General features: G+C 67.8%; 24 protein-coding genes. 17 read left to right on the plus strand and 7 right to left on the minus strand.

All coding sequences use genetic code 11. The features are described 5' to 3' along the window. Nucleotides 1-41 precede the first annotated feature (41 nt). Together JWQ81_RS16660 and JWQ81_RS16665 are read left to right on the plus strand one after the other, a co-directional pair. Complete coding sequence (locus JWQ81_RS16660) at nucleotides 42-1,295, plus strand: histidine kinase (RefSeq protein WP_297542438.1); 1,254 nt, start codon at nucleotides 42-44, stop codon at nucleotides 1,293-1,295. Next, complete coding sequence (locus tag JWQ81_RS16665) at nucleotides 1,270-1,920, plus strand: response regulator transcription factor (RefSeq protein WP_297542440.1); 651 nt, start codon at nucleotides 1,270-1,272, stop codon at nucleotides 1,918-1,920. Before JWQ81_RS16660 ends, JWQ81_RS16665 begins: the two co-directional genes overlap by 26 nt. Nucleotides 1,921-1,924: 4 nt before the next feature. Here the strand turns inward: JWQ81_RS16665 and JWQ81_RS16670 are convergent, their stop codons facing one another. Further along, a complete protein-coding gene (locus JWQ81_RS16670; protein WP_297542442.1) occupies nucleotides 1,925-2,296 on the minus strand; it encodes a helix-turn-helix domain-containing protein in 372 nt (123 codons plus the stop codon). A gap of 46 nt (nucleotides 2,297-2,342) precedes the next feature. Then, entirely contained in the window at nucleotides 2,343-2,927 is a 585-nt protein-coding gene (locus tag JWQ81_RS16675; protein ID WP_366942300.1) for a TetR/AcrR family transcriptional regulator, read from the minus strand. Between the two features lie 283 nt (nucleotides 2,928-3,210). Between JWQ81_RS16675 and JWQ81_RS16680 the strand changes: the two genes are divergently transcribed. The 4 genes from JWQ81_RS16680 to JWQ81_RS16695 all read left to right on the plus strand — a co-directional run bounded on the left by JWQ81_RS16680 (nucleotide 3,211) and on the right by JWQ81_RS16695 (nucleotide 6,098). Continuing rightward, the gene (locus tag JWQ81_RS16680; RefSeq protein WP_297542482.1) at nucleotides 3,211-3,654 is read left to right on the plus strand and encodes a hypothetical protein; all 444 of its coding nucleotides are present in this window, start codon (nucleotides 3,211-3,213) and stop codon (nucleotides 3,652-3,654) included. Further along, nucleotides 3,651-3,851, plus strand: a complete 201-nt coding sequence (locus JWQ81_RS16685; protein ID WP_297542445.1) for a hypothetical protein — start codon at nucleotides 3,651-3,653, stop codon at nucleotides 3,849-3,851. The genes JWQ81_RS16680 and JWQ81_RS16685 overlap by 4 nt, the downstream gene beginning before the upstream one ends. A gap of 193 nt (nucleotides 3,852-4,044) precedes the next feature. Next, nucleotides 4,045-4,734 carry a response regulator transcription factor gene (locus JWQ81_RS16690; RefSeq protein ID WP_297542447.1) on the plus strand — a complete coding sequence of 230 codons (690 nt, stop codon included), beginning with the start codon at nucleotides 4,045-4,047 and terminating at the stop codon, nucleotides 4,732-4,734. After that, a complete protein-coding gene (locus tag JWQ81_RS16695; RefSeq protein ID WP_297542449.1) occupies nucleotides 4,731-6,098 on the plus strand; it encodes a HAMP domain-containing sensor histidine kinase in 1,368 nt (455 codons plus the stop codon). Before JWQ81_RS16690 ends, JWQ81_RS16695 begins: the two co-directional genes overlap by 4 nt. 49 nt (nucleotides 6,099-6,147) lie before the next feature. Here the strand turns inward: JWQ81_RS16695 and JWQ81_RS16700 are convergent, their stop codons facing one another. After that, a complete protein-coding gene (locus tag JWQ81_RS16700) occupies nucleotides 6,148-6,786 on the minus strand; it encodes a LysE family translocator (protein ID WP_297542451.1) in 639 nt (212 codons plus the stop codon). A gap of 369 nt (nucleotides 6,787-7,155) precedes the next feature. Here JWQ81_RS16700 and JWQ81_RS16705 point away from each other — a divergent pair, with 369 nt between their 5' ends. From JWQ81_RS16705 to JWQ81_RS16730, 6 genes are all read left to right on the plus strand, one after another. Beyond that, nucleotides 7,156-8,067, plus strand: coding sequence for a LysR family transcriptional regulator (locus tag JWQ81_RS16705; RefSeq protein ID WP_297542453.1), 912 nt, complete (start codon nucleotides 7,156-7,158; stop codon nucleotides 8,065-8,067). Between the two features lie 146 nt (nucleotides 8,068-8,213). Continuing rightward, nucleotides 8,214-9,371, plus strand: a complete 1,158-nt coding sequence (locus JWQ81_RS16710; RefSeq protein WP_297542455.1) for a CoA transferase — start codon at nucleotides 8,214-8,216, stop codon at nucleotides 9,369-9,371. A gap of 20 nt (nucleotides 9,372-9,391) precedes the next feature. Continuing rightward, nucleotides 9,392-10,159, plus strand: coding sequence for a crotonase/enoyl-CoA hydratase family protein (locus JWQ81_RS16715; RefSeq protein WP_297542457.1), 768 nt, complete (start codon nucleotides 9,392-9,394; stop codon nucleotides 10,157-10,159). A gap of 9 nt (nucleotides 10,160-10,168) precedes the next feature. Then, on the plus strand, nucleotides 10,169-10,906 hold the full coding sequence (locus JWQ81_RS16720; RefSeq protein WP_297542458.1) for an acetoacetate decarboxylase: 738 nt from the start codon (nucleotides 10,169-10,171) through the stop codon (nucleotides 10,904-10,906). A gap of 25 nt (nucleotides 10,907-10,931) precedes the next feature. Then, nucleotides 10,932-11,885, plus strand: a complete 954-nt coding sequence (locus JWQ81_RS16725) for a 3-hydroxyacyl-CoA dehydrogenase NAD-binding domain-containing protein (RefSeq protein WP_297542460.1) — start codon at nucleotides 10,932-10,934, stop codon at nucleotides 11,883-11,885. A gap of 1 nt (nucleotide 11,886) precedes the next feature. Continuing rightward, entirely contained in the window at nucleotides 11,887-13,083 is a 1,197-nt protein-coding gene (locus JWQ81_RS16730) for an acyl-CoA dehydrogenase family protein (protein WP_297542462.1), read from the plus strand. Nucleotides 13,084-13,163: 80 nt separating this feature from the next. On the opposite strand, the gene JWQ81_RS16735 is transcribed toward JWQ81_RS16730, so the two are convergent. Then, on the minus strand, nucleotides 13,164-14,387 hold the full coding sequence (locus JWQ81_RS16735) for an LCP family protein (RefSeq protein WP_297542464.1): 1,224 nt from the start codon (nucleotides 14,385-14,387) through the stop codon (nucleotides 13,164-13,166). A gap of 162 nt (nucleotides 14,388-14,549) precedes the next feature. Further along, a complete protein-coding gene (locus tag JWQ81_RS16740; protein WP_297542466.1) occupies nucleotides 14,550-15,293 on the minus strand; it encodes an SDR family NAD(P)-dependent oxidoreductase in 744 nt (247 codons plus the stop codon). A 154-nt stretch (nucleotides 15,294-15,447) separates the two neighbouring features. Between JWQ81_RS16740 and JWQ81_RS16745 the strand changes: the two genes are divergently transcribed. The 3 genes from JWQ81_RS16745 (at nucleotide 15,448) to JWQ81_RS16755 (ending at nucleotide 19,348) form a co-directional block, all read left to right on the plus strand. Further along, nucleotides 15,448-16,836, plus strand: coding sequence for an aspartate aminotransferase family protein (locus JWQ81_RS16745; protein WP_297542468.1), 1,389 nt, complete (start codon nucleotides 15,448-15,450; stop codon nucleotides 16,834-16,836). A 230-nt stretch (nucleotides 16,837-17,066) separates the two neighbouring features. Next, the gene (locus JWQ81_RS16750) at nucleotides 17,067-17,702 is read left to right on the plus strand and encodes a TetR family transcriptional regulator (RefSeq protein WP_297542470.1); all 636 of its coding nucleotides are present in this window, start codon (nucleotides 17,067-17,069) and stop codon (nucleotides 17,700-17,702) included. 137 nt (nucleotides 17,703-17,839) lie between these two features. After that, complete coding sequence (locus JWQ81_RS16755; RefSeq protein WP_297542484.1) at nucleotides 17,840-19,348, plus strand: MDR family MFS transporter; 1,509 nt, start codon at nucleotides 17,840-17,842, stop codon at nucleotides 19,346-19,348. 69 nt (nucleotides 19,349-19,417) lie between these two features. Here the strand turns inward: JWQ81_RS16755 and JWQ81_RS16760 are convergent, their stop codons facing one another. Then, complete coding sequence (locus tag JWQ81_RS16760; RefSeq protein WP_297542472.1) at nucleotides 19,418-21,133, minus strand: IlvD/Edd family dehydratase; 1,716 nt, start codon at nucleotides 21,131-21,133, stop codon at nucleotides 19,418-19,420. Between the two features lie 71 nt (nucleotides 21,134-21,204). Here JWQ81_RS16760 and JWQ81_RS16765 point away from each other — a divergent pair, with 71 nt between their 5' ends. Next, nucleotides 21,205-22,224, plus strand: coding sequence for an alcohol dehydrogenase catalytic domain-containing protein (locus JWQ81_RS16765; RefSeq protein ID WP_297542474.1), 1,020 nt, complete (start codon nucleotides 21,205-21,207; stop codon nucleotides 22,222-22,224). On the opposite strand, the gene JWQ81_RS16770 is transcribed toward JWQ81_RS16765, so the two are convergent. Then, nucleotides 22,212-23,423 (minus strand): alpha/beta fold hydrolase, encoded by a 1,212-nt coding sequence (locus JWQ81_RS16770; RefSeq protein ID WP_297542475.1) that lies wholly within the window; start codon nucleotides 23,421-23,423, stop codon nucleotides 22,212-22,214. The two genes, JWQ81_RS16765 and JWQ81_RS16770, sit on opposite strands and share 13 nt — an antisense overlap. Nucleotides 23,424-23,916: 493 nt before the next feature. On the opposite strand from JWQ81_RS16770, the gene JWQ81_RS16775 reads away from it, so the two are divergent. Further along, complete coding sequence (locus JWQ81_RS16775; RefSeq protein ID WP_297542477.1) at nucleotides 23,917-25,164, plus strand: HNH endonuclease signature motif containing protein; 1,248 nt, start codon at nucleotides 23,917-23,919, stop codon at nucleotides 25,162-25,164. The last annotated feature ends 119 nt before the right edge of the window (nucleotides 25,165-25,283 follow it).

A 25,283-nucleotide genomic window follows, 5' to 3' on the forward strand; every position in this document is an offset into this window, starting at 1 on the left:
GCGACCGGGCCGGCCGGCCGCGCACTGGCTACCGTTGCGGGGTGCGCAGCATCGGGCCGGACCGGGCCACCGGCTATTGGCTGGTGGTGGCCGCCTTGCTGTTCGGGTCACTCGACATCAACCTCTACATCTTCACCGAGCACACCGCGGGCTGGGAGGGGTCGAACGCCACCCTCGTCCTCCAGCTGGTACTGGACGCGTCGATCCTGCTGGCGTTCCGCCGTCCCGCGCTCGTGGCCGGCCTGGTGATCGCGGGTTCACTGCTGATGCTGGCGTCCGACCTGTTCACCCCGGGGCTGCTGGTCCCGGTGAAAACGCTGACGCTGACCACCGTGCCGTCGATCACCCCGGTCGTCCTGGTCAACCTCCCCCGGCTGCTGACCCGGCGGCAGGTCGTCGTCATCACGGCCGTGCTGTCCGTCCTCGCGGCCCGTCCCTGGCACGCGGCGTGGAGCACTACGCCGTACGGGTTACTCGCCACCCTCGTACCGGCTCTTTTGGGGCTGTACGCGCAGGCGCGCCGCGAGCTGCTCCAGTCATTGCGCGACCGCGCGGCGAGGGCCGAGCGAGAGCAGCACCTTCTCGCCGAGCGGGCGCGCGCCGAAGAACGGCGGCGGCTGGCCGGCGAGATGCACGACGTGGTCACCCACCGCCTGAGCCTGATGGTGCTGCACGCCGGCGCCCTCGGCGTCAGTAGCTCGGACCCGGCGGTGCGGACCGCGGCCGAGGGCATCCGCGGCGAGGGCAGCCGGGCGCTGGAGGAACTGCGCGACCTGGTCGGCGTGCTGCGCGACCCCGAACGCGAGGGAACCACCGAAGACGAGTCCAAGCCGTACACCGGGCATGGCGGCGGTACCCCGGATCCGGACGGGCTGGCCCAGCTGGCGGCGGAGTCGGAGTCGGTCGGGGTACCGGTGGAGCTGACGGTGACCGGCGACCCGGCCCAGGTGTCGCCGACGGTCGCCCGCACCGCGTACCGCGTCGTCCAGGAAGCGCTCACCAACGTCCGCAAGCACGCGCCCGGGTCGGTGGTCCGCGTCGTGCTGGAGTACCGGCCGGACGGGCTGACGATCGGCGTCCGCAACTCCGCGTCGGACGTCGCGGCCGATCCGATCCTCGCCGGGAGCGGTTCGGGCGCCGGGCTGCCGGGCCTGCGTCAGCGGGTCGAGCTGATCGGTGGGTCGCTGCGGACCGGGCCGGTGTCCACCGGGGGCTACCAGGTCAGTGCGATACTGCCCGCGTACGTCCCCACAGCAGAGAGTGCGCGTGATGATTCGGGTAGTGGTCGTCGATGACGAGCCGATGGTCTGCGCGCACCTGCGGACCATCCTCGGGTCGGCCGACGACATCGAGGTGGTCGCCGAGGCATTGGACGGCGCGGAAGCCGTCGAGGCCGTCGTGCGCCACCGCCCCCGCGTCGTGCTGATGGACCTGCGGATGCCCGGGGTCGACGGGCTCACCGCGATCGGCCGGATCGTCGCGTTACCGGATCCGCCCGCCGTCGTCGCGCTCACGACGTTCGACGCCGACACCTACGTGATGCGGGCGCTTCGGGCCGGCGCGTCGGGGTTCCTGGTGAAGTCGACGCCGCCACAGGAGCTGATCGGGCTGGTGCGGGTCGCCTCCGAGGGCCACACCGTGTTGTCGCCGCAAGCCGCGCGGCGGCTCATCGCGGCGTCCACCGACGGCGCGCAACGCAGTGAGGACGCCCAAGCGCGGGTTTCCGGACTGACCGAGCGCGAGACGGAAGTGCTGGCGTGCCTTGGCGAAGGACTGTCCAATGCGGACATCGCGGGGCGGCTGCACCTGTCCGAGGCGACGGTGAAGAGCTACGTGTCGCGGATGCTCGTGAAGCTCGACTGCGCCAACCGCACGCAGGCCGGGCTACTGGCTCACGAAGCTGGTCTTGTCACCCGCTAAGGGATTACACGCTGAGGGCTGCCTGTTCGCTGTCGAAGGCTTCCCTGGCGACAACGACCTGGTCCATGTGGTCCTGCGCCCAGGTGGTCAGCATCGCCAGCGGCGCGACGAGATCGCGGCCGAGGTCGGTCAGCTCGTAGTCCACCCGCGGCGGGATCGTCGCGTATGCGGTCCGGGTCAACATGCCGTCGCGGACGAGGCTGCGCAGGGTCTGGGTGAGCACTTTTTGGGAGATGCCCTCGACGCGTTTGCCGATCTCGGTGAACCGCAGCGGCCCCGCGCTGACCGCGCCGATGATCAGCACCGTCCACTGGTCGCCGATCCGGTCGAGCAGCTGGCGGGTCGGGCAGTTCTTGTCGAACGGCGTGCGCTGCATGTCAGCTCCTTTACTCTCTTTTGGAGAGTAACACGCCGGATGAGAGTCAGCTGGCCGCCGCGACGGAGTCCAGAAGTGCGGCGAAGAGCAGCCGGAGGTGTCCCCGTCCCCGTGCCCACCGGGCGTCGAGCTCCTCTTGGTCACGGGTGGCCCAGCTGGCGATCAGGATGCCGCGGACGACGTCCATCGCGGTGTAGACGGCGTGCAGGAACTCGGGATGCGCGGCGTACTCGGGCATCAGCGCCTTGCCGAACTCGACCAGGCTGCTGGTGGCGATCGGCTCCACCATGGCCATCTGCCGCCGCAGCTCCGGGTCGGTCCGCGACGCCACCCAGAGCTCGACCGTCGCGGAGAACACCGGCCCCTGGTGCATCTCCCACATCAGTTGCAACGCGTCGCCGACCGGATCGGCCGACGCCTTGAGCCGGTCGATCTCGGCCATCGCCACCTCGGTCCGCTTCGCCGCGAGGTGCCGGATGGCAGAGGTGACGAGGTCGGCCTTGGCCGGGAAGTGGTGCACCTGCGCACCGCGGGTGACCCCGGCGCGGTCGGCGACGCGAGTGGTCGTCGTCCCGGCGTACCCGAACTCGACGAGGCAGTCGATGGTGGCGTCGAGCAACCGCTGGCGCATGGCGGCGCTGCGTTCCTCCTGGGTGCGTCCGGTGGATCCTCGGCGCGGGGCTGACATGCCTTTACTTTAGAGGGCGCCCGCTCGGCAGCGAGGACGCGTGGGCGGCCAGCCTCGACCAGACGCTGACCTTCGACCTGCGCCGGACGTCGGTCACCGTGGCGGTTTCACGGTAAGTCCTTACACGACCCGAACAAATCTCCGATGGCCCTCGAACACTGCGCCGACACAGTACTGGTGCACCCGGCAACCGGCCGGGGTTCGAAGGAGGCCTCTGATGGCACTGATGGAACTGTCGACCTGGACGCGTCGCCTGACGATCACCTGCTGCGGCGCGGCGGTGAGCGTACTGGCGCTGGCGCCGATCGCGTCCGCCCAGACCACCGCCACCCCGGCGCCGCCCACGACGTCGACAACACCGACGTCGACGCCGGTCGGGCCGATCACGCTCAGCCCAGAGGAGTCGCAGCAGGTGTGCGGCGACTGGGTCCCGAAGCTGACCGCCCGGACCGAGAAGCTCACGGCGCGTATCAACGGCGGGCCCGAGGTCGCGGGTTCGGTGGCGAATCTCAAGGCGCGAGCCGCTGACCAGACGGCGAAGGGGCACACCGCGGCCGCGGACCGGCTGACGAAGCGTGCCGACAAGCGGGCGGGCCGGATCTCCGACGTCAACGCCGCGAAGCAGAAGCTTGACGCGTTCAACGCCGCGCACTGCAAGGCGGCCAAGTGAGGGCGGTCAAGGCCGCGGTGATGGTGGCGCTGGCAGGGACCGTCGCACTGGGCTGCGCGGCCTGTGACCACAGCTCCGCGTCCGGCCCGGTTTCCGGCACCAGCTCCGACTCGGCGAACCCGACCGGCGAACTCGGCGACATCCAGGCCACCCTCGACAACATCGACAAGGACATCGCCGGCGACGGCTCGCCGTGATGCCCGCCGCGAGGACCAGACAGGGCCGGGCACTGGGCGTGGTCCGCAAAGCCGCTTTCGTCGCGTTCGCTCTGCTCTGCGGTCTTGCGGCGCACGCACAAGCCGTCCACGCGCTGGTCACGGCGCTGGGGTCACCATAGCTCGGCGCACTAGGGTGACCCCGGTCGAAGCCGGACCGGACGGGAGTGTGGGAATGCGGGCCGCAGCGGGGCGAGGACTGGTGGTGGTCGCCGAGGACGAGACGGCCATCGCCGAGCTGGCGGCGCTGTACCTCAGACGCGACGGCTTCGGGGTCCACCTCGAATCGACCGGGGACGCCGCGTTCGCCGCGATCCGCCAGCTGAAGCCGGTCGCGGTGGTACTCGACATCGGACTGTCCGGAATGGACGGTCTCGAGGTGTGCCAGGCCCTGCGCGCGGCGGGTGACTGGACGCCGGTGCTGTTCGTCACCGCGCGGGACGACGAACTCGACCGGCTGCTCGGCCTGGAGATCGGCGCGGACGACTACCTGACGAAACCGTTCAGCCCGCGAGAGCTGTCCTTGCGGGTCCGGACGGTTCTGCGGCGCTCCGCCGGCGGGGTGCCGGCCGCCGAGACGTACTCGGCGGGCGGCACCCGGGTGGACGTGACCCGGCGGCGGGCCTGGGCCGGGGAGGCCGAGGTTTCGCTCACCTCGACCGAGTTCGACCTGCTCGCGTACCTGCTGCGCCATCCCGGCCAGGTGTTCGCCCGCGAGCAGCTGCTCAGTTCGGTGTGGGGGTACGCGGCGTCCGCCGGAACCCGCACGGTCGACGTGCACGTCGCCCAGCTGCGGGCGAAACTCGGCGAGCACAGTCCACTCAGGACAGTCCGGGGCATCGGGTACTCGGCGGACGCCGGATGAAACGCCGCGGTTCGCTCGCCGTCCGGATCACCCTCGTCTGTCTCGCGGTGGCCGGTGTCGCGGTGATCGTCGCCGGGCTGGTGGCGTCGCGGCTCGTCCGCACCACGGCCACCGACGTGCTGCGCCAGTCGCTCGCGTCGCAGGCGGACGTGCTCGCGAGCCAGCTCGACGAAACCGGTATCGGTGCCCGGCTCGGGCTCACCAAAGTGGCGAATGTGGTGCGGGGGCAGGGAATCTCCGTCATCGTCGAGCGGGCAGGCGGCAAGCAGACCGGCGGCGACGCGGTGTCGACCCGAGCCGCGGTCAAGGCGGGACTCGTCCGGCTGTCGCCCCTCGCGTCGACCGTCGAGGTGAACGGCCAGCAGTTCCTCGTGCAGATCCGGCCGGTCGGGACGGACGGGGCCGGGTTCGCGCTCGTCCAGCCGGTGCAGACGGGCAACGGGACACAGCGGCTGCTGGTCCGGAACATCTTGTACGCCTTGGGGATCGGGCTGCTGGTCGCGGCACTCGCCGGGTTCGTGCTGGGCAGGTTGCTCGCGCGTCCACTGCGTCGCGCGGCGTCGGTCGCGAGCAGCATGCGGGCCGGGCGACGCGACCTGCGGGTCCCGGTGGAAGGCCCGGCAGAGGTGGCCGAAGTCGCGATCTCGGTCAACGAACTGGCCGACGCGCTGAACCAGAGCGAAGCCCGGCAACGGGAGTTCCTGCTCTCGGTGTCCCACGAACTGCGTACCCCGCTCACCGCCGTCAACGGGTTCGCCGAAGCCGTGGCCGATGGCGTCGTCACCGGCGACGCCGCGCGCCAGGCAGGACAGACCATCCAACGGGAGTCGCTGCGGCTCGAGCGCCTGGTCAGCGACTTGCTAGAGCTGGCACGGCTCGGCGCGGACGAGTTCCGACTGGACTTCGCCGAGCTGGACCTGAACGCGCTCGTCCGGGACTGCGCCGAGGTGTGGGCGCTCCGTTGCACGCGGGAAGGGGTGACCCTGCGGTCGGAGGTCCCGGCGCTTCCCGTCCGTGTCGTGGCCGATCCGCGGCGGCTGCGGCAGGTCCTCGACGGCCTCGCCGAGAACGCGCTGCGCATCACCCCGGCCGGGGCGCCGATGGTCCTGTCACTGGCCACGGCCGGAGAGACAGCCGTCGTGTCAGTACGCGACGGCGGCCCCGGCCTCGCGCCAGAGGACTACCCGGTGGCGTTCGAACGCGGCGTACTCAACGCCAAGTACCGCGGCAGCCGCCCGGTCGGCTCCGGTATCGGCCTCGCGCTGGCCCATGCCCTGGTGACGCGCATGGGCGGCACCCTCGACGCCGGCCCCGCCCCGGAAGGCGGCGCCGCCTTCCACGTCCGACTACCGCTGCATCCGTAAGTGCAGCTCATGTACACCCGAGTGCACTACACGCGCGTCCAAGTGCGCGTCACGTCACGGCGACGCTCGTGAGGGTCGCCATGCGGATGCCGAGGCCGACCAGCACGAGCCCGCTGATGCGGTCCATCCGGCGGCGGACCACCGGCCGGGCGAGCGCCTGACGCACCAGGCCGACGGCGAGCACGACCACGGCGTACCAGGCCGCGCTGATGGACATCTGGACCCCGACCAGCACGGCGGTGTTCAGCAGCGTGTTGTCGCCGGGGACGAGGAACTGCGGCATGAGCGCGAGGTACAGCACTGCCGCCTTCGGGTTGGTCAGGTTCGCGACGAGCCCCGCCCGATACGACGCGGCGAGCCCCTTCGTCACGGCAGCGTCCACGACCGGCTTGTCCGTCTTCACTCGCGAGCGGCGCAACGCCTGCACACCCAGCCAGAGCAGGTACAGCGCACCCGCCACCTTGAGCACCACGAAGGCGACTTCCGACGTCCGGATCAACGCGGTCAGCCCGAACGCCGACGCCGTGGCCCAGAACACGAGCCCGCTTGTGTTACCGGCGACCGTCGCGAGACCCGCGGCGCGCCCCGAACGCAGCGACTGGTTGATCATCACCGCCAGCGACGGACCGGGAGTCAGCACCATCACGACACACGTCACGAGAAAAGGCCAGGTGATCACGGCCCTCATCGTCGCAGCCCCCTTCCCTGCCAACAACCCGTTTGAGTGACATCTCAGGGCGAGTGGTGCACGGGCAAGGGCTGTGACCTGTCGTGAAGGCCACCTTCACGGCGTAAGGCGCACTCAACTAGGCCTTCACGACCTCCCTGCCCTGCCGAAAGTGCCTTCAGTCGCTTCAACAGTCACATCGCCACCACCAGCACCACCTGCACTACGTGACCGGCCCTCAACTCCGCTACCAGCACCCACTCGCCCCGGTCCTTGCTGCTCTGGACAGACCGACCACGCCCCACCCTTAAGTGCCACACCCGTGGCGTTGAACGCCACCAGGGTGGCCCTGAGGGGTCCTGGAGCCGACCAACACGTAGGGTCCGTGACGTGGAGATGTTGCACCTGCGGTATTTCGTAGCCGTGGCCGAGGAGCTGAACTTCTCCCAAGCCGCACGCAAGCTGCATATGGCGGCTTCCCCGTTGAGCCAGCGCATCAAGGACCTCGAGCACGAGCTCGGCGAGCAGCTGTTCCAGCGCAGTACCCATCGCGTCGAGCTGACACCGGCGGGAGAAGCGCTCCTGCCGCTCGCGCGCGACGTCCTCGACCGGGTCAACGCGATCCCGTGGAAAGTGCGCGAAGCGACGCCGAAGCGGCGGAGCACGCTGTTCATCGGCATGCCTGCCGCGGTCCATCCCGAGCTGCGGGAACGCGTCCGGGTCCTCGAGGAGAGCTGCCGCGACTCCTTCGAGCTGAAACGCTGGCCCGGTACGTCAGCCGGCCTGGTCAACGCCGTCAACGACGGGAGGCTGGCGCTCACGCTAGCCCGCCTCCCGGTCACCGACCCCGCGCTGGACGTCCTCGAGGTGATGTCGGAGAAGCTCGGCGCGGTGGTCCCGGCCGACAGGTTCGCCGGGCGGACCTCGATCGGCGTCGGGGAACTGGCGGACCTGTCCTATGTCTCGTCCCCCGCCGACGCCACCCCCGCCTATTTCGAACAGATTGACGTGCGACTCGCCGCGGCCGGGGTGAAAAGAAGACTGCGGGTTAACACCACTGGGTACGAAGGTGTCACGGAATTGATTTCCGGGGGTATCGCCTTTACCGTGTCGATGCTCGACCCGAAAAGCCCGATGCAGCACTACCGGCTGGAAAACGTCAGCGTTCTCCCGTTCGACGACTTCGATCCCGAGCTGGTCACCGGCCTGCTGTGGCGCAAGGACCGGGCAGAACCGGGCGGAGATCTCGAGAAGCTGATCGAGCAGACCCGAAACATTTTCAATAAACCACTCCATTCCTGACCACCTTCGCAAACCGGGCAGAATATGTCCCGATCAATGGTATGACCGCCATGGTCACACCATTGTGTGCATCATGATCATTCCCTTGAGCGCTATTCGTGATTAACGTCGGAGACAGAGCGAAGAGCGACGAAAGAGGACTTATGATGAACGCCACAATCGCAGCCGGCCCACTGGACGGCGTCCGGGTCATCGACCTGTCGACCGTGGTGATGGGCCCGTACGCCGCGCAGATCATGGGCGACCTCGGTGCGGACGTGATCAAGATCGAGTCCCCCGCCGACACCGTCCGCGTCGGCGAGTACCGCACCACCCCGGGCATGACACCGCTGAACCTCAACGTCAACCGCAACAAGCGCAGCGTCGCCCTGAACCTCAAGGACGAAGAGCAGCGCGAGAAGGCCCTCGAGCTCATCGGTACCGCGGACGTGCTGATCACCAACATGCGCCCCGGCGCGCTTGCCCGCCTCGGCCTCGACTACGAAGCCATCGCCGCGAAGAACCCGAAGCTCATCTACGCCCACGCCCAGGGCTTCCGCAGCGACTCCGACAAAGCAGGCAACGCCGCCTACGACGAGACCATCCAGGCCGCCTCCGGTTTGGTCGACCTCGCCAACCGCCGCTTCGGCGAGCCCGCCTACCTGCCGACGATCCTCGGCGACAAGGTGTCCTCACTCACCATCGTGTACTCGGTGCTCGCCGCGGTGGTCCACCAGACCAAGACCGGCGAAGGCCAGTACATCGAGATCCCGATGACCGACACCCTGCTCGCGTTCAACCTCGTCGAGCACCTCGCGGGCCACGTCTTCGAGCCGGCCGAAGGCCCGACCGGCTTCGGTCTGTCGATGCTGAAGGGCCACCACGCGGTGCACACCAAGGACGGTATGGCCTGCGTCATGCCCTACGGCCCCCAGAACTTCCGCGACTTCTACGCCGCCGCGGGCCGCCCGGACCTCGCCGAGGACCCCCGAGTGAACGGCGCCTCGATCGATCTCGCGGACGCCGACGAACTGAACGACCTGATCGACGAATGCGCCCTCGCACTGACCACCGCCGAGTGGGAGGCCGTCTGCGCGAAGTTCAGCATCCCGATGGCCCCGGTCCTCGAGCTCGATTCCGCACAGGACGACCCGTACGTCCAGGACGGACACCTGCTCGACGTCGTCGAGCACCCGAGCGAAGGCGCGATCCACCAGGTCGGCATCCCCATGCGCTTCTCGGCCACACCCGGCTCGATCCGGCGCCACGCGCCGCTCCCGGGCGAGCACACCGAAGAAGTCCTCAACGAGCTCGCCGCACGCTGAAGTACTAAGGAACAGCAACCATGACCATCACCGAAGTACGGACCGAGAAGATCGGCTCGTCCCTGCTCATCACCATCGACCGGCCCCAGGCCCGCAACGCCGTCAACGCGGCTGTCGCGAAAGGACTCGCCGCGGCGGTCGACCAGCTCGAGTCCGACCCTGACCTGCGGGTCGGCGTCCTCACCGGGGCCGAAGGGACCTTCAGCGCCGGAATGGACTTGAAGGCCGCACTGACCGGCGAATCCCCCGAGATCCCCGGCCGCGGGTTCGGCGGCCTCACCGAGGCCGAGACCACCAAACCGCTGATCGCCGCCGTCGAAGGCTGGGCCATGGGCGGCGGGTTCGAGCTCGCGCTGGGCTGCGACCTCATCGTCGCCGCCGAGGACGCGAAGTTCGGCCTCCCCGAGATCAAACGCGGGCTGATCGCCGCCGGTGGCGGGGTCATCCGGCTGCCGAAGCGGATCCCGCACCACCTCGCGATGGAATTCCTGCTCACCGGCGAACCGGTCAGCGGCACCCGGGCGGGCGAGCTCGGCCTGGTCAACCGGGTCGTCCCGGCGGGTGACGCCGCCGCGGTGGCGTTGCAGCTCGCCGAGCAGCTGGCGGCCAACGCACCGCTCGCGCTCGCCGCGGTGAAGGCGGTCGTCCGCGCCGCCGACGGTGTCCCCGACGCCGAGGCGTTCACCGCACAGCGCAAGGAAATGGCCAAGCTCATGGGATCCGAAGACGTCCGGGAGGGCATGACGGCTTTCGCCGAGCGCCGCACCCCGGTCTGGCAAGGAAAGTAGGAAGTTGTCATGAAGGCTGAAGAAGTCCTCCGCCACGTCACCACCCCGCTGGCCAACCCGGCCTACGCGCCGGTCTCGGCCAAGTTCACCAACCGGGAGTACCTCAACATCACCTACCGGACCGACCCCGACGCCCTGCGCGCGGTCGTCCCGGAGCCGCTTCGGATCGATGAGCCGCTGGTGCGCTTCGAGGTCATGAAGATGGGCGACGCCACCGCGTACGGGCCGTACGTCGAGTCGGGTCAGGCGATCGAGGTCAGCTTCGACGGCGAGCAGGGCGAGTACCTGCACGCCATGTATCTCAACAACTTCCCGGCCACCGCCGCCGGCCGCGAGGTCAGCGCCTACCCGAAGACCATCGGCGAGCCGAACCTGTATGTCGATAATGGAGCGTTGGTCGGGACCCTCGACTACGGCACGCTCCGGGTCGCCACGGCGACCATGGGCTACAAGCACTACGAGCTGGATCGCCGGGAAGCAGAAGCGCAGATCACCACCCCGACGTTCATGCTGAAGATCATCCCCGGTTACGACGGTTCGCCGCGGGTGTCGGAACTGGTCCGCACCGCGATCACCGACGTCGTGGTGAAGGGCGCCTGGACCGGGCCGGCTCGGCTGCAGCTGTTCCAGCACGTGCTCGCCCCGCTCGCCGACCTGCCGGTGCTCGAAGTTGTCTCCGCCAGCCACATCATGACCGACCTCACCCTGGCTCCGGTCAAGCCCGTGCACGACTACCTCGCGCGCTGATCTCCGTCACCGGAAGGAATTCGTTATGAGCAAGGAATTCTCCACCGCCGCCGTGATCGGCGCCGGCACTATCGGACTGTCCTGGACGGCACTGTTCGCCGGACACGGCATGGACGTCTGGGTGTCGGACCCGCGGCCCGACCTGGCCGAAGCGGTCAAGACCGCGCTGGCCGAGTTCGGCTCGCACCTGGCGAAGCAGGGCTTCGACGTCGAGGGCCTCGAAGACCGTGTGCACCTAGCCGGCGACGTCGCCGAGGCCGTCCGCCACGCGGACATCGTGCAGGAGAACGGTCCTGAGGACGTCGAATTCAAAAAGGACCTGTTCGCCACCCTGGTCCGCGAGGCACCGAGCCACGCGCTGCTGCTGAGCTCGTCCTCGGCGATCCCGTCCACCGCCTTCACCGGCGACCTCGAAGACGCGAGCCGTGTCCTCATCGGACACCCGTTCAACCCGCCGCACATCATGCCGCTGGTCGAGGTCGTCCCCGGCGAGCGCACGTCCGAGGAGTCGGTCACCCAAGCCGTCGAGTTCTACCGCTTCGTCGGCCGCGTGCCGGTCGTGGAGCGCAAGGAGATGCCCGGCTTCGTCGGGAACCGCTTGCAGAACGCTCTGAACCGGGAGGCGATCTACCTCGTCGAGCAGGGCGTGGTGACGCCCGAGGACGTCGACGCGGTGATCACCAACTCGCTCGGCCTGCGCTGGGCGACGGTCGGCCCGTTCCTGGGTTCCCACCTCGGTGGCGGCCCCGGCGGATACCGGCACATGGCCGAGCACATCGGCAAGGGCATGAAGCAGATGTGGGCCGGCCTCGGCCAGCCCAAGGGCGACGCCGACGAAACCGAAATGCTCATCCAAGCCGTCGAAAAGGCTTACGGATCCTCCACGTACTCCGAACTCAGTGAGACGCGCGATCGCAAGCAGCTCGCCATCCTGTCCGTTTTGGACGAGATCACCACCAACACTGACAAGGAGAACTGAAATGAGCGACTTCACCATCGAAGACCAGCTGACCGCCGACTTCTACAGCTACGAAGCTCTGCTTTCCAACGATGAGCGCAAGCAGCTGCTCAAGGCGCGCAACTTCATGCGCACCGAGGTCAAGCCGCTGGTGAACGAGTACTGGTCCAAGGGTGAGTTCCCCTTCGAACTGATCCCGAAGTTCCGCGAGCTGAACATGGCAGGCATCCCCTACGAGGGCTACGGCGAGTACAAACCCGCCGGGAGCAACCTGCTCGTCGGCATGCTGGCGATGGAGTACACCCGCACCGACCCTTCGGTGGCAACGTTCTTCGGTGTCCACAACGGACTCGCGATGTACAGCGTCTACAAGGGAGGGGACCAGGAGCAGCGTGACCGCTGGCTCCCGGCGATGGCCGCGATGGACAAGATCGGCGCGTTCGCGATGACCGAGCCCCTCGGCGGCTCCGACGTCGCGGGCGGCATGCGCACCACCGCCAAGCGTGACGGCGACACCTGGGTCCTCAACGGTGCGAAGCGGTGGATCGGCAACGCGACCTTCGCCGACCTGGTGGTCGTGTGGGCACGCGACGTCGATGACAACCACGTCAAGGGTTTCGTGGTGGAGAAGGGAACCCCGGGGTTCTCGCCGGTCAAGATCGAGCACAAGATGGCGTTCCGGATCGTGGAGAACGCCGAGATCACGCTGACCGACGTCCGCGTGCCGGAAGCCAACCGCCTGCAGAACATCAACTCCTTCCGCGACGTCGGCGAAGTCCTGCGGGCCACCCGCGGCGGGGTCGCGTGGCAGGCGCTCGGCGTGATGGTCGGCGCCTACGAGCTCGCGCTGGACTACGCCAAGGAGCGCAAGCAGTTCGGCCGTCCGATCGCCGGTTTCCAGCTGGTGCAGGACCTGCTGGTGAAGAGCCTCGGCAACATCACCGCGTCGTGGGGCATGCTGATCCAGCTCGCCAAGCTGCAGGACGCCGGAATCTTCAAGGACGAGCACTCCTCGCTCGCCAAGGCGTTCGTCACCACGCGGATGCGTGAGGTGGTCGCCTGGAGCCGCGAGATCTTCGGCGGCAACGGCATCATCCTCGACTACGACATCGCGCGGTTCTTCGCCGACTCGGAGGCGATCTACTCCTTCGAGGGCACCCGCGAGATGAACACCCTGATCGTCGGCAAGGCGATCACCGGCGAGAGCGCCTTCGTCTGAGGCGTCACGCAAAGGACTCGTGGGTGTTGCGGCCGGGTTAGAACCGGCCGCAACACTCACGAGTCTGTGGGTTGGGGGGGTCAGTTCACGCAGCCGGAGGCGGTGGAAACCTTCGGCGCGGTGGGCGTCGAGGGAGCGTTGGTGGTGGTCACCGACTGCGCGACCTTGTTGACGTCGCCGGAAGCGACCGTGCTGGAGGTGGTCGACGTCGGGCTGTCGCTGGTTCCGGTACTGCCGGCCGGGCCGGCCAAGACGTTCTGCACGAAGTTGCGGACCTGGACCGGGTCGACCTTCACCGCGTCACCGTCGGACGGCGTCAGCAGGCTGAGACTCTGGATCGGGATGGTGACGAAGTCGATCGAGCCGGAGCTCATGCCCTGGAGTTGCTGGGCGAAATCGAGGATGTCCCAGCCCTTGTCGATCACCACCGCGCCCTGCACCGCGTCGATCAGGCTGCTGAGCTTGCTCGGACTCGTGAGCGTCCCGGCACCGAGGACGGTTTTCGCCATGCTCGAGAGAAAGGCCTGCTGCCGGGCGATCCGGTCGAGGTCGCCGTTGAGCAAGCCATGGCGCTGCCGGACAAACTCCAGCGCCTGCACCCCGGACAACGTCACGTTCCCGGCGGGGAAGTTCGCCCCGGAGTAGGTGTCGTGCACCGGCGCGTTGAGGCAGACCTGCACGCCGCCGATGGCGTTCGACAGCGAGTAGAAGCCGGCGAGGTTCACCGCCGCGTAGTGGTTGATCGTCAGACCGGTCAGCTTCTCGACCGTTTGGATGGCCGTCGTCGCCCCGGCCGCATCACTCTGCGTAGCAAGGTCGGCACCAGTGACGCCTTTTGCACTCAAGGAGTGGCTGGCATTTGTCCGACCATAGGTGTACGCCGCGTTGATTTTGTGTTTTCCGTAACCGCCGGCGATATCCACGTACGAATCACGCGGGATCGAAATGGCGGTGGCCGCGGCGCCGCCTGCCGGAATATGCACCACGATCATCGTGTCCGTGGTGTCACCGCCGTCGCCGCTGCTCCCGGCGTGCAAGGTGTCCAGCAGATCCTGAGGCAGCGGGTTTCCTTGCGCGTCCGTCCGCGAGTCGAGCCCGACGAGCAGGATGTTCTGGTCTACTGTGAGGGCCTTCGTACCGGTAGGAACCTGCGCGGCCGGTGGTATTACGTCGGCGACGGTGATTCCGGTGTCGAGCCGGTTGATCTGGGCCCACGCGTAACCGGTGGCGCCGAGGACGAGCAGCGACACGAGGCCGAGCACCACCCGGCCACTGCGCCGCCAACCCCGAGGTGTGAGCAGCACAGTGGCCTTCCTCCCCGAACAGTAGACAGTGATTCCAGTTTTGCTCCGCTTTCTAGGAAGATGCTGAGAAACCTGTTTCAATTCTGTGAGAAAAATGTCCACAGTGGACAAATTCACGCAGAAAGCACCGGATCGGATACGGAAAGTGACGAAAACCTTCGCTCAGCGGGGCATCCGGCGCCAGATCGCGCGCGGCAGCAGCCGCATCACGGCGAACACGGGGCGTAGCAGAGCGGGGACCCAGACGACGTCGCGACGGCCGGCCAGGGCCGCGACTGTGGCGTCCGCCACTTGGCCGGGCGTGCTGGAGAACGGTGCCGGCTTCATTCCTTCGGTCATCCGGCCGATGACAAACCCGGGCCGAACCAGCACCAAACGGACCCCGCTGCCGGCGAGGGCGTCGGCAAGCCCGCTGGCGAACCCGTCGAGCCCGGCCTTCGCGGAGCCATACACGTAGTTCACCCGGCGGACGCGGACCCCGGCCACCGACGAGAACACGACCAGACGTCCGTGGCCCTGTGCGCGCAAAAGGGTCGCGAGGTGGGTCAGGACACTCACATGGGCGACGTAGTCGGTATGGACCACCTGGATGGCGTGTTCCGCGTCGCGTTCGGCGCGTTCCTGCTCGCCGAGCACACCGAACGACGTCACCACGACGTCCAGCGGCCCGTGGTCCGCGGCGAGACCGGCCAAGACGGAGTCATGGGCAGCGAGGTCGTCGGCGTCGAACTCGACCCTGACGACCTCGACGGCACCGGCTTCACGCAGGCGGGATTCCTCGTCGCCGAGGTCGTCGCTGCGGCGCGCGGCCAGGACGACTTTGCGCGTTCCGGCCGCGACCAGGCGCTCAGCGACTGCCAGCCCGATTTCGCTCCGGCCGCCGAGAACCACCACTGTGCCCGTCATGGGGGCAAGTCTGCCAGGCGCCGGTCAGCGACCACCTAGACCGAGACAGCCGGGGGAATCAGTTGCAGATCGACGTCGAATGTGCGATAAACGTAGTATAATAAGTCATCGAAAACGGAATCGGTGGCCGCCGACGGTGCTCTGTGAGGGAACGATGACCGCGATCAGCGAGACGACCTGGACCCCGCAACGGCTGTCGGTGGCGGCCCGGGATCACCTGTGGATGCACTTCACCCGCCAGGGCGACGGCGCGGGCGGCGAGGTCCCGGTGATCGTCCGCGGTGAAGGCGCCTACATCTGGGACTCGAACGGCAAGCGCTACCTCGACGGGCTCGCCGGCCTGTTCGCGGTCGGGATCGGCCACGGGCGCGAAGAGATCGCCGAGACCGCGGCACGGCAAACCCGCGAACTCGGCTACTTTCCCTTGTGGGGCCACGCGCATCCCGCCGCCATCCAGCTCGCCGAGCGGCTCGCCGACGACGCGCCCGGTGACCTGAACCGCGTGTTCTTCACCGTCAGCGGCGGGGAATCCGTCGAGACAGCGTGGAAACTCGCCAAGCAGTACTTCAAGCTGACCGGGAAACCGAACAAGCACAAGGTAGTCAGCCGGGCGCTCGCCTACCACGGCACTTCCGCCGGAGCGCTCTCGATCACCGGCCTGCCCGGCGCGAAGGCGGACTTCGAACCGCTCGTACCGAGCACCCTGCGCGTGCCCAATACCAACTTCTACCGAGCGCCCGAGCACGCCGACGACTACGAGGCATTCGGACTGTGGGCCGCCGACCGGATCGAGCAGGCCATCGAGTTCGAAGGCGCGGACACGGTCGCCGCGGTGTTCCTCGAACCGATGCAGAACACCGGCGGCTGCTTCCCGCCACCGCCGGGATACTTCCAGCGGGTTCGCGAAATCTGCGACAAGCACGACGTGCTGCTCGTGTCCGACGAGGTCATCTGCGCGTTCGGCAGGCTCGGCCACGAGTTCGGCGCCAACCGCTACGGCTACCAGCCCGACATGATCACCGTCGCGAAGGGACTGACGTCCGGGTACTCCCCGCTCGGCGCGGTGATCGCCAGCGAGCGCCTGATGGAACCGTTCACCCACGGCACGACGACGTTCACCCACGGCTCGACCTACGGCGGACACCCGGTTTCCTGCGCCGTCGCACTCACCAACCTCGACATCATCGAGCGCGAAAACCTCTACGGCCACGTGCTGGCGAACGAGGTCGCCTTCCGGTCCACTTTGGACAAGCTCACCGACCTCCCGATCGTCGGCGACATCCGCGGCGCGGGCTTCTTCTACGGCATCGAACTGGTCAAGGACAAGGCGACGAAGGAGACCTTCACCCCGGCGGAGTCCGAACGCGTACTGCACAAGTACCTCTCGACCGCACTGTTCGAGAACGGCCTCTACTGCCGAGCCGACGACCGCGGGGAGCCGGTCGTCCAACTCGCTCCGCCGCTGATCTGCGGCCAGCAGCAGTTCGACGAGATCGAACAGATCCTCCGTTCGTCCCTCACCGAGGCCTGGAACCGCCTGTAGCGGGACCCTCAGGGCCATCCTGCCGGCGGCCGACTCCCGAGGGCGGCCGCCGCATTGGCGGTGCGCGCTCCCGAGGTCGCACTTTTGCGCTTTTGTGGGGTCGTTGCGCGTGCAATAACCGGCGCGGGCAACGAATGCCCGGGCGGGTCGGAACCGCGCCGGTGATCCACCTCTCAAACTTTCACATCCTGCATTTTTGCACGATCTGAAAGTTTGGGTACAGTGGTCGCATGCCGTCCACCGGAGCGACCCTCGGCCTGCGCGAGCGCAAAAAGCTCGACACCCATCGCGCGCTGACGTCCGCGGCCGTCGAGTTGGTCGCCGCACGCGGGCTTGAGCACGTCACGGTCGACGACATCAGCGCGGCCGTCGGCGTCTCGTCACGCACGTTCTTCAACTACTTCGCGTCCAAAGAGGACGCTGTGGTGATCGCCTATCCCGACCATGTCGAGCGCGCCGAGGAGCTGGCCGAACGGCTCTTGGCCGCACCGGCGGACTACTCCCCGATGGCCGCGCTCGCGCTGGCGTTCCAGCCGGAGATCGACCGGATCGAGGCCGACCGCGAAAGCTGGCTCACCCGGATTTCGCTGATCGAAAGATATCCCGAGCTCATTTTCCGCATGGTGTCCATCGGGATGAAGTCCGATCAGACCGCGATCGAGGCCATGGGCCGTCGCACCGGGCTCGATCCGCAGGACGACCCCTACCCCCGGTTGGTGTGCGCAGTGGCCAGCGGCGTAGTCAGCGCGACGGTGCACCGCTGGTACTCCCTCGACGGCCGCCAGCCCCTCGGTGAGCTGCTCGATACCGCTTTCGACGTCGTCGCGCACGGACTTCCCTTGCCACCCCACGCCTTCACCGGCTGACCCCACCAGTCCATTTCGCCAGTTCCGCAGCACCGCTCTGCCCAAAACCGCCCCCTCACCCTGCCCCCAAACAAGGAGGAACTGTGACCGCGTCAGCCGAAACGACGACGAGCCAGGAGACCGCGCCGCCAGGCCCCATGAGTCGTCGCCGGGTCCTGGAAGCGCTGTCCGGCCTGATGATGGGCATGTTCGTCGCCATCCTGGCCTCGACCGTCGTCGCCAACGCGCTCCCGCGCATCATCGCCGACCTCGGCGGTTCCCAGACGTCGTACACCTGGGTCGTGACCACCGAACTGCTCGCGATGACCGCCACGGTTCCGTTGTGGGGCAAGCTTTCCGACCTCTACAACAAGAAGCTGCTGGTGCAGCTGTCGCTCGCGCTGTTCGTGGTGGGCTCACTGGTCGCCGGGTTCTCGGGCAACATCGAGATCCTCATCGCCAGCCGGGTCGCCCAGGGTGTCGGCGGCGGCGGTCTCACCGCGCTCGCGCCGATCATCATGGCCAGCATCGTCTCGCCGCGGGACCTGGGCAAGTACTCCGGTTACCTCGGCGCGGTGTTCGCGGTCGGCACGGTCGCCGGCCCGCTGATCGGTGGCGCGATCGTCGACACGTCGTGGCTGGGCTGGCGCTGGTGCTTCTTCATCGGGGTCCCGCTGGCGGTCGCCGCGATCGCCCTGCTGCAGCGCACGCTGAACCTGCCGTCCACCAAGACGAAGGCGAAAGTCGACTACCTTGGCGCGTTCCTGCTGATGCTCGGGATCTCGACGCTGCTGATCTGGTCGTCCCTCGCCGGGAACCAGTTCGCGTGGGGTTCCTGGTGGACGGCCGGGCTGGTCGCGGGCGGCCTCGCCGTACTCGCGCTCGCACTGGTCGTCGAGTCACGAGTGCCGGACCCGATCCTGCCGCTCGGCATCTTCCGCAACCGGACCGTCGCGCTGACCACCGTCGCCAGCTTCTTCGTCGGCATCGCGATGTTCGGCGGCACGGTGTTCCTATCGCAGTACTTCCAACTGTCACTGGGCAAGTCGCCCACGGTCGCCGGTCTGCTGAGCCTGCCGCTGATCGCCGGTCTGCTGGTCTCCTCGACGGTCTCCGGGCAGCTGATCAGCCGCACCGGGAAGTGGAAGGCCTACCTCGTCGCCGGCGGCCTGCTCATGACTGTCGGACTGGCTCTACTGGGTACGATCGACGCGCATACCAGCCTGGTCCTGCTCGGGGCGTACATGGTCATCCTGGGCATCGGGGTCGGCATGCTCATGCAGAACCTGGTGCTGGCGGCGCAGAACGACGTCCCGGCGCACGAACTGGGCACGACAACGTCGACGCTGTCGTTCTTCCGCAGCCTCGGCGGGTCGATCGGGGTGAGCGCGCTCGGCGCCGTCTTGGCCGACCGCGTGAGCACGTTGATCCTCCACGGCCTCGGCCCGGCGGCCGGCGGCTCCGGCCACGCCGTGCCCGACCTGTCGAAAGTCCCCGCGCCGGTCGCCGCGGTCATCCGGGAGGCCTACGGAACCGCGACCAGCGACGTATTCCTGGTCGCCGCGCCGATCGCGCTGCTCGTCGTACTGGCCGTGCTGTTGGTGAAGCAGGTTCCGCTGAAAACACAAAGCGGCCTGGAGCGGCTCGCCGACGAACGCGCTGTCTAGAGCTCGTGAGTGTTCCGGCCGGTTCTAACGTGGTTCTAACGCGCCGGAACACTCACGAGCCACGCTGGGTCAGTGCGACTCCCGCGATACCTGATGTCCGCTCGAGCCCATGAGGAAGTCCAGGTCCGCGCCGGTGTTGGCCTGTTGCACGGTCTGGACGTACAGGCGTTCCCAACCGCGCGACGGGTTCGCGTAGGCGTCGACACTCGCGGCGGACGGCGTGCGGGCGGCGAGTTCCTCGGCCGGAATGTCGATGTCCAGCCGGCGGGCCGCTACGTCGAGGATGATGAAGTCCCCGGTGCGGACCAACGCCAGCGGACCACCCGCCGCGGCCTCCGGCGAGACGTGCAGAACGACTGTGCCGTAGGCGGTTCCGCTCATTCGGCCGTCACAGATGCGGACCATGTCCCGGACGCCGTGGCGAAGCAGTTTGGCCGGCAGCGGCAGGTTCGCCACTTCCGGCATCCCCGGGTACCCCTTGGGGCCGCAGCCTCGAAGCACCAGCACGGAGTCCGCGTCGACGTCGAGCTCGGGGTCGTCGATGCGGGCGTGCATGTCCTCGATGGAGTCGAACACGAGCGCCCGGCCCCGGTGGTTCAGCAGTTCCGGTGACGCGGCGGCCGGCTTGACGACCGCGCCGCCGGGGGCGAGATTTCCGTACAGGACGGCGATTCCCGCGTTCGCCTGCAGCGGTTCGGCGCGGACCCGGATGACCTCGCGATCCCAGATCGCCGCGTCGTCGAGGTAGTCGACAAGAGGCTTGCCGGTGACCGTCAGCGCGGTGGGGTCCAGCAGGTCGCGGACCTCGGCCAACACCGCGAGCAGGCCGCCGGCGCGGTGGAAGTCCTCCATCAGGAACCGGCCGGCGGGCTGCAGGTCCACCAGCAGGCCGATGCCGGAGCCGGTGCGGTCGAAGTCGTCCTGGGTCAGTTCGACCCCGAGTCGCCCGGCGATGGCGAGCAGGTGCACCACGGCGTTGGTCGATCCACCGACCGCGGCGAGCGCGACGATCGCGTTGAGGAACGACCCCCTGGTCAGCAGGTTGCTGGGCCGGCGGCCTTCGGCAACCATCTCGACGGCCAACCTGCCCGTCTCGTGCGCGCCCTCCAGCAGGCGGCTGTCCGCGGCCGGGGTACCCGCGATGCCGGGCATCGTGGTGCCGAGCGCCTCGGCGACCAGCGCCATGGTGGACGCGGTACCCATCGTGTTGCAGTGGCCGCGGCTGCGGATCATCGACGACTCGGACTTGAGGAACTGCGCTTCGGACAGCTTCCCCGCCCGGACCTCCTCCGACAGCCGCCACACGTCCGTGCCGCAGCCCAGCGCCTGCCCGCGGAACGTGCCGGTGAGCATCGGGCCGCCGGGCAGCACCACGGCGGGCAGGTCGACGGACGCGGCGGCCATCAGCAACGCGGGAATGGTCTTGTCGCAGCCGCCGAGCAGGACGACCCCATCGATGGGGTTGGCACGCAGGAGTTCTTCGGTGGCCATCGCGGCCATATTGCGCCACAACATCGCCGTCGGCCGGACCAGCGTCTCGCCCAGTGACACCACGGGCAGGTTCAGCGGGATCCCGCCGGCTTCGTAGACGCCCTGCTTGACGCTCTCGGCGACCTCGGTGAAATGCGCGTTGCACGGGGTGAGGTCCGAGGCGGTGTTGGCGATGGCGATGTGCGGACGGCCGTCGAAGGCGTGGGACGGCAGGCCGCGCCGCATCCAGGCCCGGTGGATGTAGGCGTTGCGATCGGTGCCCGCGTACCACTGGGAGCTGCGCTGCTCGGCCATAGCCGCCTTCCTGACTGGGTTCGCATGACCTATATTCGCGACGTGATCAAGCGTACCGGCACGGCGGCCGGGTGAAGGCGTTCGTCGTCACCGGGCAACGGACCGGCGCGGTCCAGGACGTTCCCCCGCCCGCGGCGGGGCCGGGCGATGTCGTCGTCGACGTCACCCGGGTGGGTGTGTGCGGCACCGACGTCGAGCTGTTCACCGGAGAAATGGCCTACCTCCGCGAAGACCACGCCCGGTACCCGATCCGGCTCGGCCACGAATGGTGCGGAACCGTGTCGGCCGTCGGCGAAGGCGTGGCCGAAAGCTGGCTGGGCCGCCGGGTCACCGGCGACACGATGCTCGGTTGCGGGCACTGCCACCGATGCCTGTCCGGTCGCCACAACGTCTGCGAGGACCGGTTCGAGATCGGTATCCGCGGCGGTTTCCCCGGCGCGCTCGCCGAACAGCTCGCCGTTCCCGCGACAGCGTTGTTCGCCTTACCCGACACCGTCGACGACGTCGCCGGCGCGCTGGTCGAGCCTGGCGGGAACGCGCTGCGCGCGGTGCGAAGTGCGGACCTGTCCCCCGGCGACCGGCTTCTGGTATTGGGGCTGGGCACCATCGGCCTGCTCGCCGGGGAGTTCGCGCGGGCACAAGGCGCGGAAGTCCACCTCGTGGACCGCTCGGACGCTGCCCTCGATTTCGCCCGCACACTCGGCTTTTCCGGCGTCTGGCTGATCGAGGACCTGCCATCGCTGCCGTGGGATGCGGTCATCGATGCCTCCAACGCCCCCACGCTTCCCGCGTTGGCCGTCGAGCTCGTCGAACCCGGGAAGCGGATCGTCTACATCGGACTCGCCGGGACGCCGAGCCACCTCGACACGCGAGCGATGGTGCTGAAGGACGTCACGGCCGTCGGGATCCTCGCAGGCTCGGCGGGCCTGGCCGGTGCGATCGAGCTCTACGCGTCGGGGGCCGTCGACCCGCGGCCGCTGGTCGGCGCCACCCTGAGTCTCGACCGAGTCGGCGAAGCCCTCGCGGGTCGGCGCGTCGCCGATGCCGGCCCCGGTCCGAAGATCCACATCGACCCGCGTCAGGACTCCTGAGCACCCGAACGCGACTCGTCGAGCCAGTCGAAGATCACCTGGTGGAAGCGAGCCATCGAGCCTTCGTGGCAGTGCTCCCCAGCGCCCTCGGCTTCGGTGAGGCTGACGAGCGTGGCCGGGGCTGTGAGCGCGTCGCGCACCTGCTCTGCCTGCCCCTGGAAGAACTGGTCGTTCTCGGCCTCCAGGACAAGAACCGGACACTCGATCTTCTGCGCCACCCCGTCGAGGGTGTACGCCTTGGCCTTGCGGACGACGTCGGCGACCGAGTCGGCGCCGAACGCCCACTTGCCGTTGTTCAACGCCCATCGGGCATTGGTGCTGGCGGACATCACCAGCTTCAGCACGGGAACCGCCAGTTCGTCGCGGCCTTCGTTGATCCAGTCGAGCACGAACGGCGGCATGATCCGGTCGAACGCGCCGTAGAAGTCGTAGACGCCGTCGTTGAGGATGATCGCCGCCAGGCGGTGTTCGAACGCGGCGGCTCGGGCGACGAGATAACCGCCGAGGCTGTAGCCGAACAGGCTGATCCCGTCGGGCGCGATTTCCGGCCGGGTCAGCGCGTAGTCGACAACGGGGGTGATCACGGCCTCCCAGTCGGCGCGGAAGACCAACCCCTGCTCGCGCAGTGCCATGCCCTGGCCGGGTCCGTCAAAAGCCAGCACGTTGTAACCGCGGGCAATGGCGGCAGCGGCGACCACGAAATACGACTCCTCGGCCGTTGAGTCGTAGCCGTTGTTGTAGACGATGGTCGGCCGCGGCGCCCCGGAATCGTCCACCAGGAACAGGTAACCCGGCAACGTAGTGCCCTCGTACGGAATCGACACCCTGTCGACCGGAGTGTCCAACAGCTCCGCCGCGCGGACGAACGTGTCGCGGGCCAGCGCGGACAACGCCTTGACCTCGGGATCGGCCGCCGGCGCTTCGCGCAGGAAGAACTCCGAGGTGCGGTAGTAGTTCGACGCGCGCAACAGGGCTTCTCGCGCGCTGACCCGGTGTCCGGCCGCCAGCGACGTCTCCCCCAGCTCGCGCACCCGCCCCGCGGTCGCCTTCCAGGCGCTGTGCCAGGCCGTTTCATCACCGTCGGGGATCGCCCGCGCGGTGACCAGCACCTCACCGAGGTCCGCTCCGCCGTGGTTCGCGAAACCGGCCGCCCGCAGGGTTTCGAAGGAGAAGGACTCGTTCTCGAACAGGAATTTCATCGTGGCTCCTTGCCTTGACGACGTCGATACGTGACCGTTTCGACGCCTTCGACAGTAGGCGTTGTTGCGTAAGGACGCAACCGTATCGTCGTGTTGTCGATGTGCGGGAGGCGTGACGAACGAGATGGCGCCGTGGAGTGCTGGCAGCGGGAGCCTGGCCCACGGCAGCAAGGACCGGGGCGGATGGGGGTTGGGGATCGGATCCGACAGCCCGTTCCGTCGTGCTGGCGGCTGCGTTCAGGAGTGACTGAAAGGGACTTTCCCTGCGGTCAACGCACGGATAACGCCGTTCGCACTTCGCCCATCACGGTAAGCCACTGCACTCGTTCGTTTGGTGTATGCGTGAGTGACGCGGCAAGCAGTTGCAGGAGGCGAACGGGCGTATTTCGTTGCTATGGCGGCGTTTCTGAATATTCGATGAACACGTTCAGCGATAATATGTATCACCTGAACGTGTTCCGAATGTACGTTCGATCTGCAGTAGAATAAAGGAGTGCCCAGCGTAACGACCACCCTCCCTGATCCCGCCGATATCCGGCGTGCCGATCCGGCGACACTGGTCGAGTACGCGCGTGCGATCACTCGGGAGATGAACCGGTACACAGCGCTGCTGGGTCTGGTGGTCACCAAGACCGAGACTGACGGCATCAAGGCCACCCATCAGTACACCTCTGCGGTGCAGTGGTTGATGCATACGACGGGGTTGTCCGAGCCTGCCACGCGCCAGATCGTGGTCCGTGCCCACGGCACCAACTCCTTGTACGCCATCGACGGGACAGAGATCCCCGCTGTCGCACCGCTGACCGGTCTCGCGGCACTAACCGGTGTCCTCACACCCGCGCATGTCGACGTCATCGTGAAAACGATGACGGCCATGCCCGCAACCGTGTCGGACGAAGACCGGACGGCCGCGGAGAAAATCCTCGTCAACCTCGCCGTTAACGCGTCCCCGGTCGAGGTGAAGAAAGCCGGTGACCGGATCCTGGACACGGTGGACCCGGATGGGCCGGAGCCGAAGGATCCGCCGGAGAGACCGGAGCGGGAGCTGTCGTTCCAGGAACACCGCGACGGCTCCGCGACACTGAAAGGCAAGTTGGACAACGTGGCCTACGCCCAGTTGCGGGCCGCGTTGGATCCGTTGGCGAAGCCGCACTCGACGAAAGAGGAAGGCCGCGACCCCCGCAGCCAATGGGAACGCCACGCCGACGCGCTGGTCGACCTGGTCCGTCTCGCGATGACCGTCGACGAGATCCCGACTCACGGTGGTGACCGGGTGCATGTGGCGGTCACCGTGGACTACGAAACACTGAAGTCCGGGATCGGGACCGCGATGCTCGACTACGGCGGTGTGATCACGGCCGCGGAAGCGCGGATGTTGGCGTGTGACTGCAAGGTGATCCCCGCTGTTCTCGGGACCGAGAGTGAGCAGATGGATTTGGGTCGGTCCAAGCGCATCATCACCACCGGGCAGCGGCGAAGACTCGTCATGCGGGACCGCGGTTGCGCGTTTCCCGGTTGTAGAAGCCACGCTAAACACTGCGACGGGCACCATATCGTGTATTGGATCCTCGGCGGGTCAACAAATCTGGGCAACTTGACCCTCCTTTGTGAACGCCACCATAGGTTGGTGCATTGTGGTGGTTGGGAAGTACGGATGGGCGGCGACGGGAGACCGGACTTCATCCCGCCCGCTTATCTCGATCCGCTTCGAAGACCCAGGCGCAACACCATGCACCTGTAACAGAACAACCCGCCCCAGGGCTCGTGAGTGCCGCGACCGGATCATCCGGCCGCGACACTAACGAGCCCTGACTGCATTCCCCGGCTTTCGCAACTCGCCGTCGAGTTGCGGTAGTTGAT

It is taken from the genome of Amycolatopsis sp. (assembly GCF_025464955.1).
Taxonomy (GTDB): domain Bacteria; phylum Actinomycetota; class Actinomycetes; order Mycobacteriales; family Pseudonocardiaceae; genus Amycolatopsis.

Bases quoted from the DNA above. Each gene is read 5' to 3' on its own strand.
- JWQ81_RS16710 (WP_297542455.1), top strand. From the start codon at position 8,214: ATGAACGCCACAATCGCAGCCGGCCCACTGGACGGCGTCCGGGTCATC.
- JWQ81_RS16760 (WP_297542472.1), bottom strand. From the start codon at position 21,133: ATGGCCGAGCAGCGCAGCTCCCAGTGGTACGCGGGCACCGATCGCAAC.
- JWQ81_RS16740 (WP_297542466.1), bottom strand. From the start codon at position 15,293: ATGACGGGCACAGTGGTGGTTCTCGGCGGCCGGAGCGAAATCGGGCTG.
- JWQ81_RS16770 (WP_297542475.1), bottom strand. From the start codon at position 23,423: ATGAAATTCCTGTTCGAGAACGAGTCCTTCTCCTTCGAAACCCTGCGG.
- JWQ81_RS16715 (WP_297542457.1), top strand. From the start codon at position 9,392: ATGACCATCACCGAAGTACGGACCGAGAAGATCGGCTCGTCCCTGCTC.
- JWQ81_RS16670 (WP_297542442.1), bottom strand. From the start codon at position 2,296: ATGCAGCGCACGCCGTTCGACAAGAACTGCCCGACCCGCCAGCTGCTC.
- JWQ81_RS16675 (WP_366942300.1), bottom strand. From the start codon at position 2,927: ATGCGCCAGCGGTTGCTCGACGCCACCATCGACTGCCTCGTCGAGTTC.
- JWQ81_RS16750 (WP_297542470.1), top strand. From the start codon at position 17,067: ATGCCGTCCACCGGAGCGACCCTCGGCCTGCGCGAGCGCAAAAAGCTC.
- JWQ81_RS16755 (WP_297542484.1), top strand. From the start codon at position 17,840: ATGAGTCGTCGCCGGGTCCTGGAAGCGCTGTCCGGCCTGATGATGGGC.
- JWQ81_RS16745 (WP_297542468.1), top strand. From the start codon at position 15,448: ATGACCGCGATCAGCGAGACGACCTGGACCCCGCAACGGCTGTCGGTG.
- JWQ81_RS16725 (WP_297542460.1), top strand. From the start codon at position 10,932: ATGAGCAAGGAATTCTCCACCGCCGCCGTGATCGGCGCCGGCACTATC.
- JWQ81_RS16730 (WP_297542462.1), top strand. From the start codon at position 11,887: ATGAGCGACTTCACCATCGAAGACCAGCTGACCGCCGACTTCTACAGC.
- JWQ81_RS16665 (WP_297542440.1), top strand. From the start codon at position 1,270: ATGATTCGGGTAGTGGTCGTCGATGACGAGCCGATGGTCTGCGCGCAC.
- JWQ81_RS16700 (WP_297542451.1), bottom strand. From the start codon at position 6,786: ATGAGGGCCGTGATCACCTGGCCTTTTCTCGTGACGTGTGTCGTGATG.
- JWQ81_RS16720 (WP_297542458.1), top strand. From the start codon at position 10,169: ATGAAGGCTGAAGAAGTCCTCCGCCACGTCACCACCCCGCTGGCCAAC.
- JWQ81_RS16690 (WP_297542447.1), top strand. From the start codon at position 4,045: ATGCGGGCCGCAGCGGGGCGAGGACTGGTGGTGGTCGCCGAGGACGAG.
- JWQ81_RS16695 (WP_297542449.1), top strand. From the start codon at position 4,731: ATGAAACGCCGCGGTTCGCTCGCCGTCCGGATCACCCTCGTCTGTCTC.
- JWQ81_RS16680 (WP_297542482.1), top strand. From the start codon at position 3,211: ATGGAACTGTCGACCTGGACGCGTCGCCTGACGATCACCTGCTGCGGC.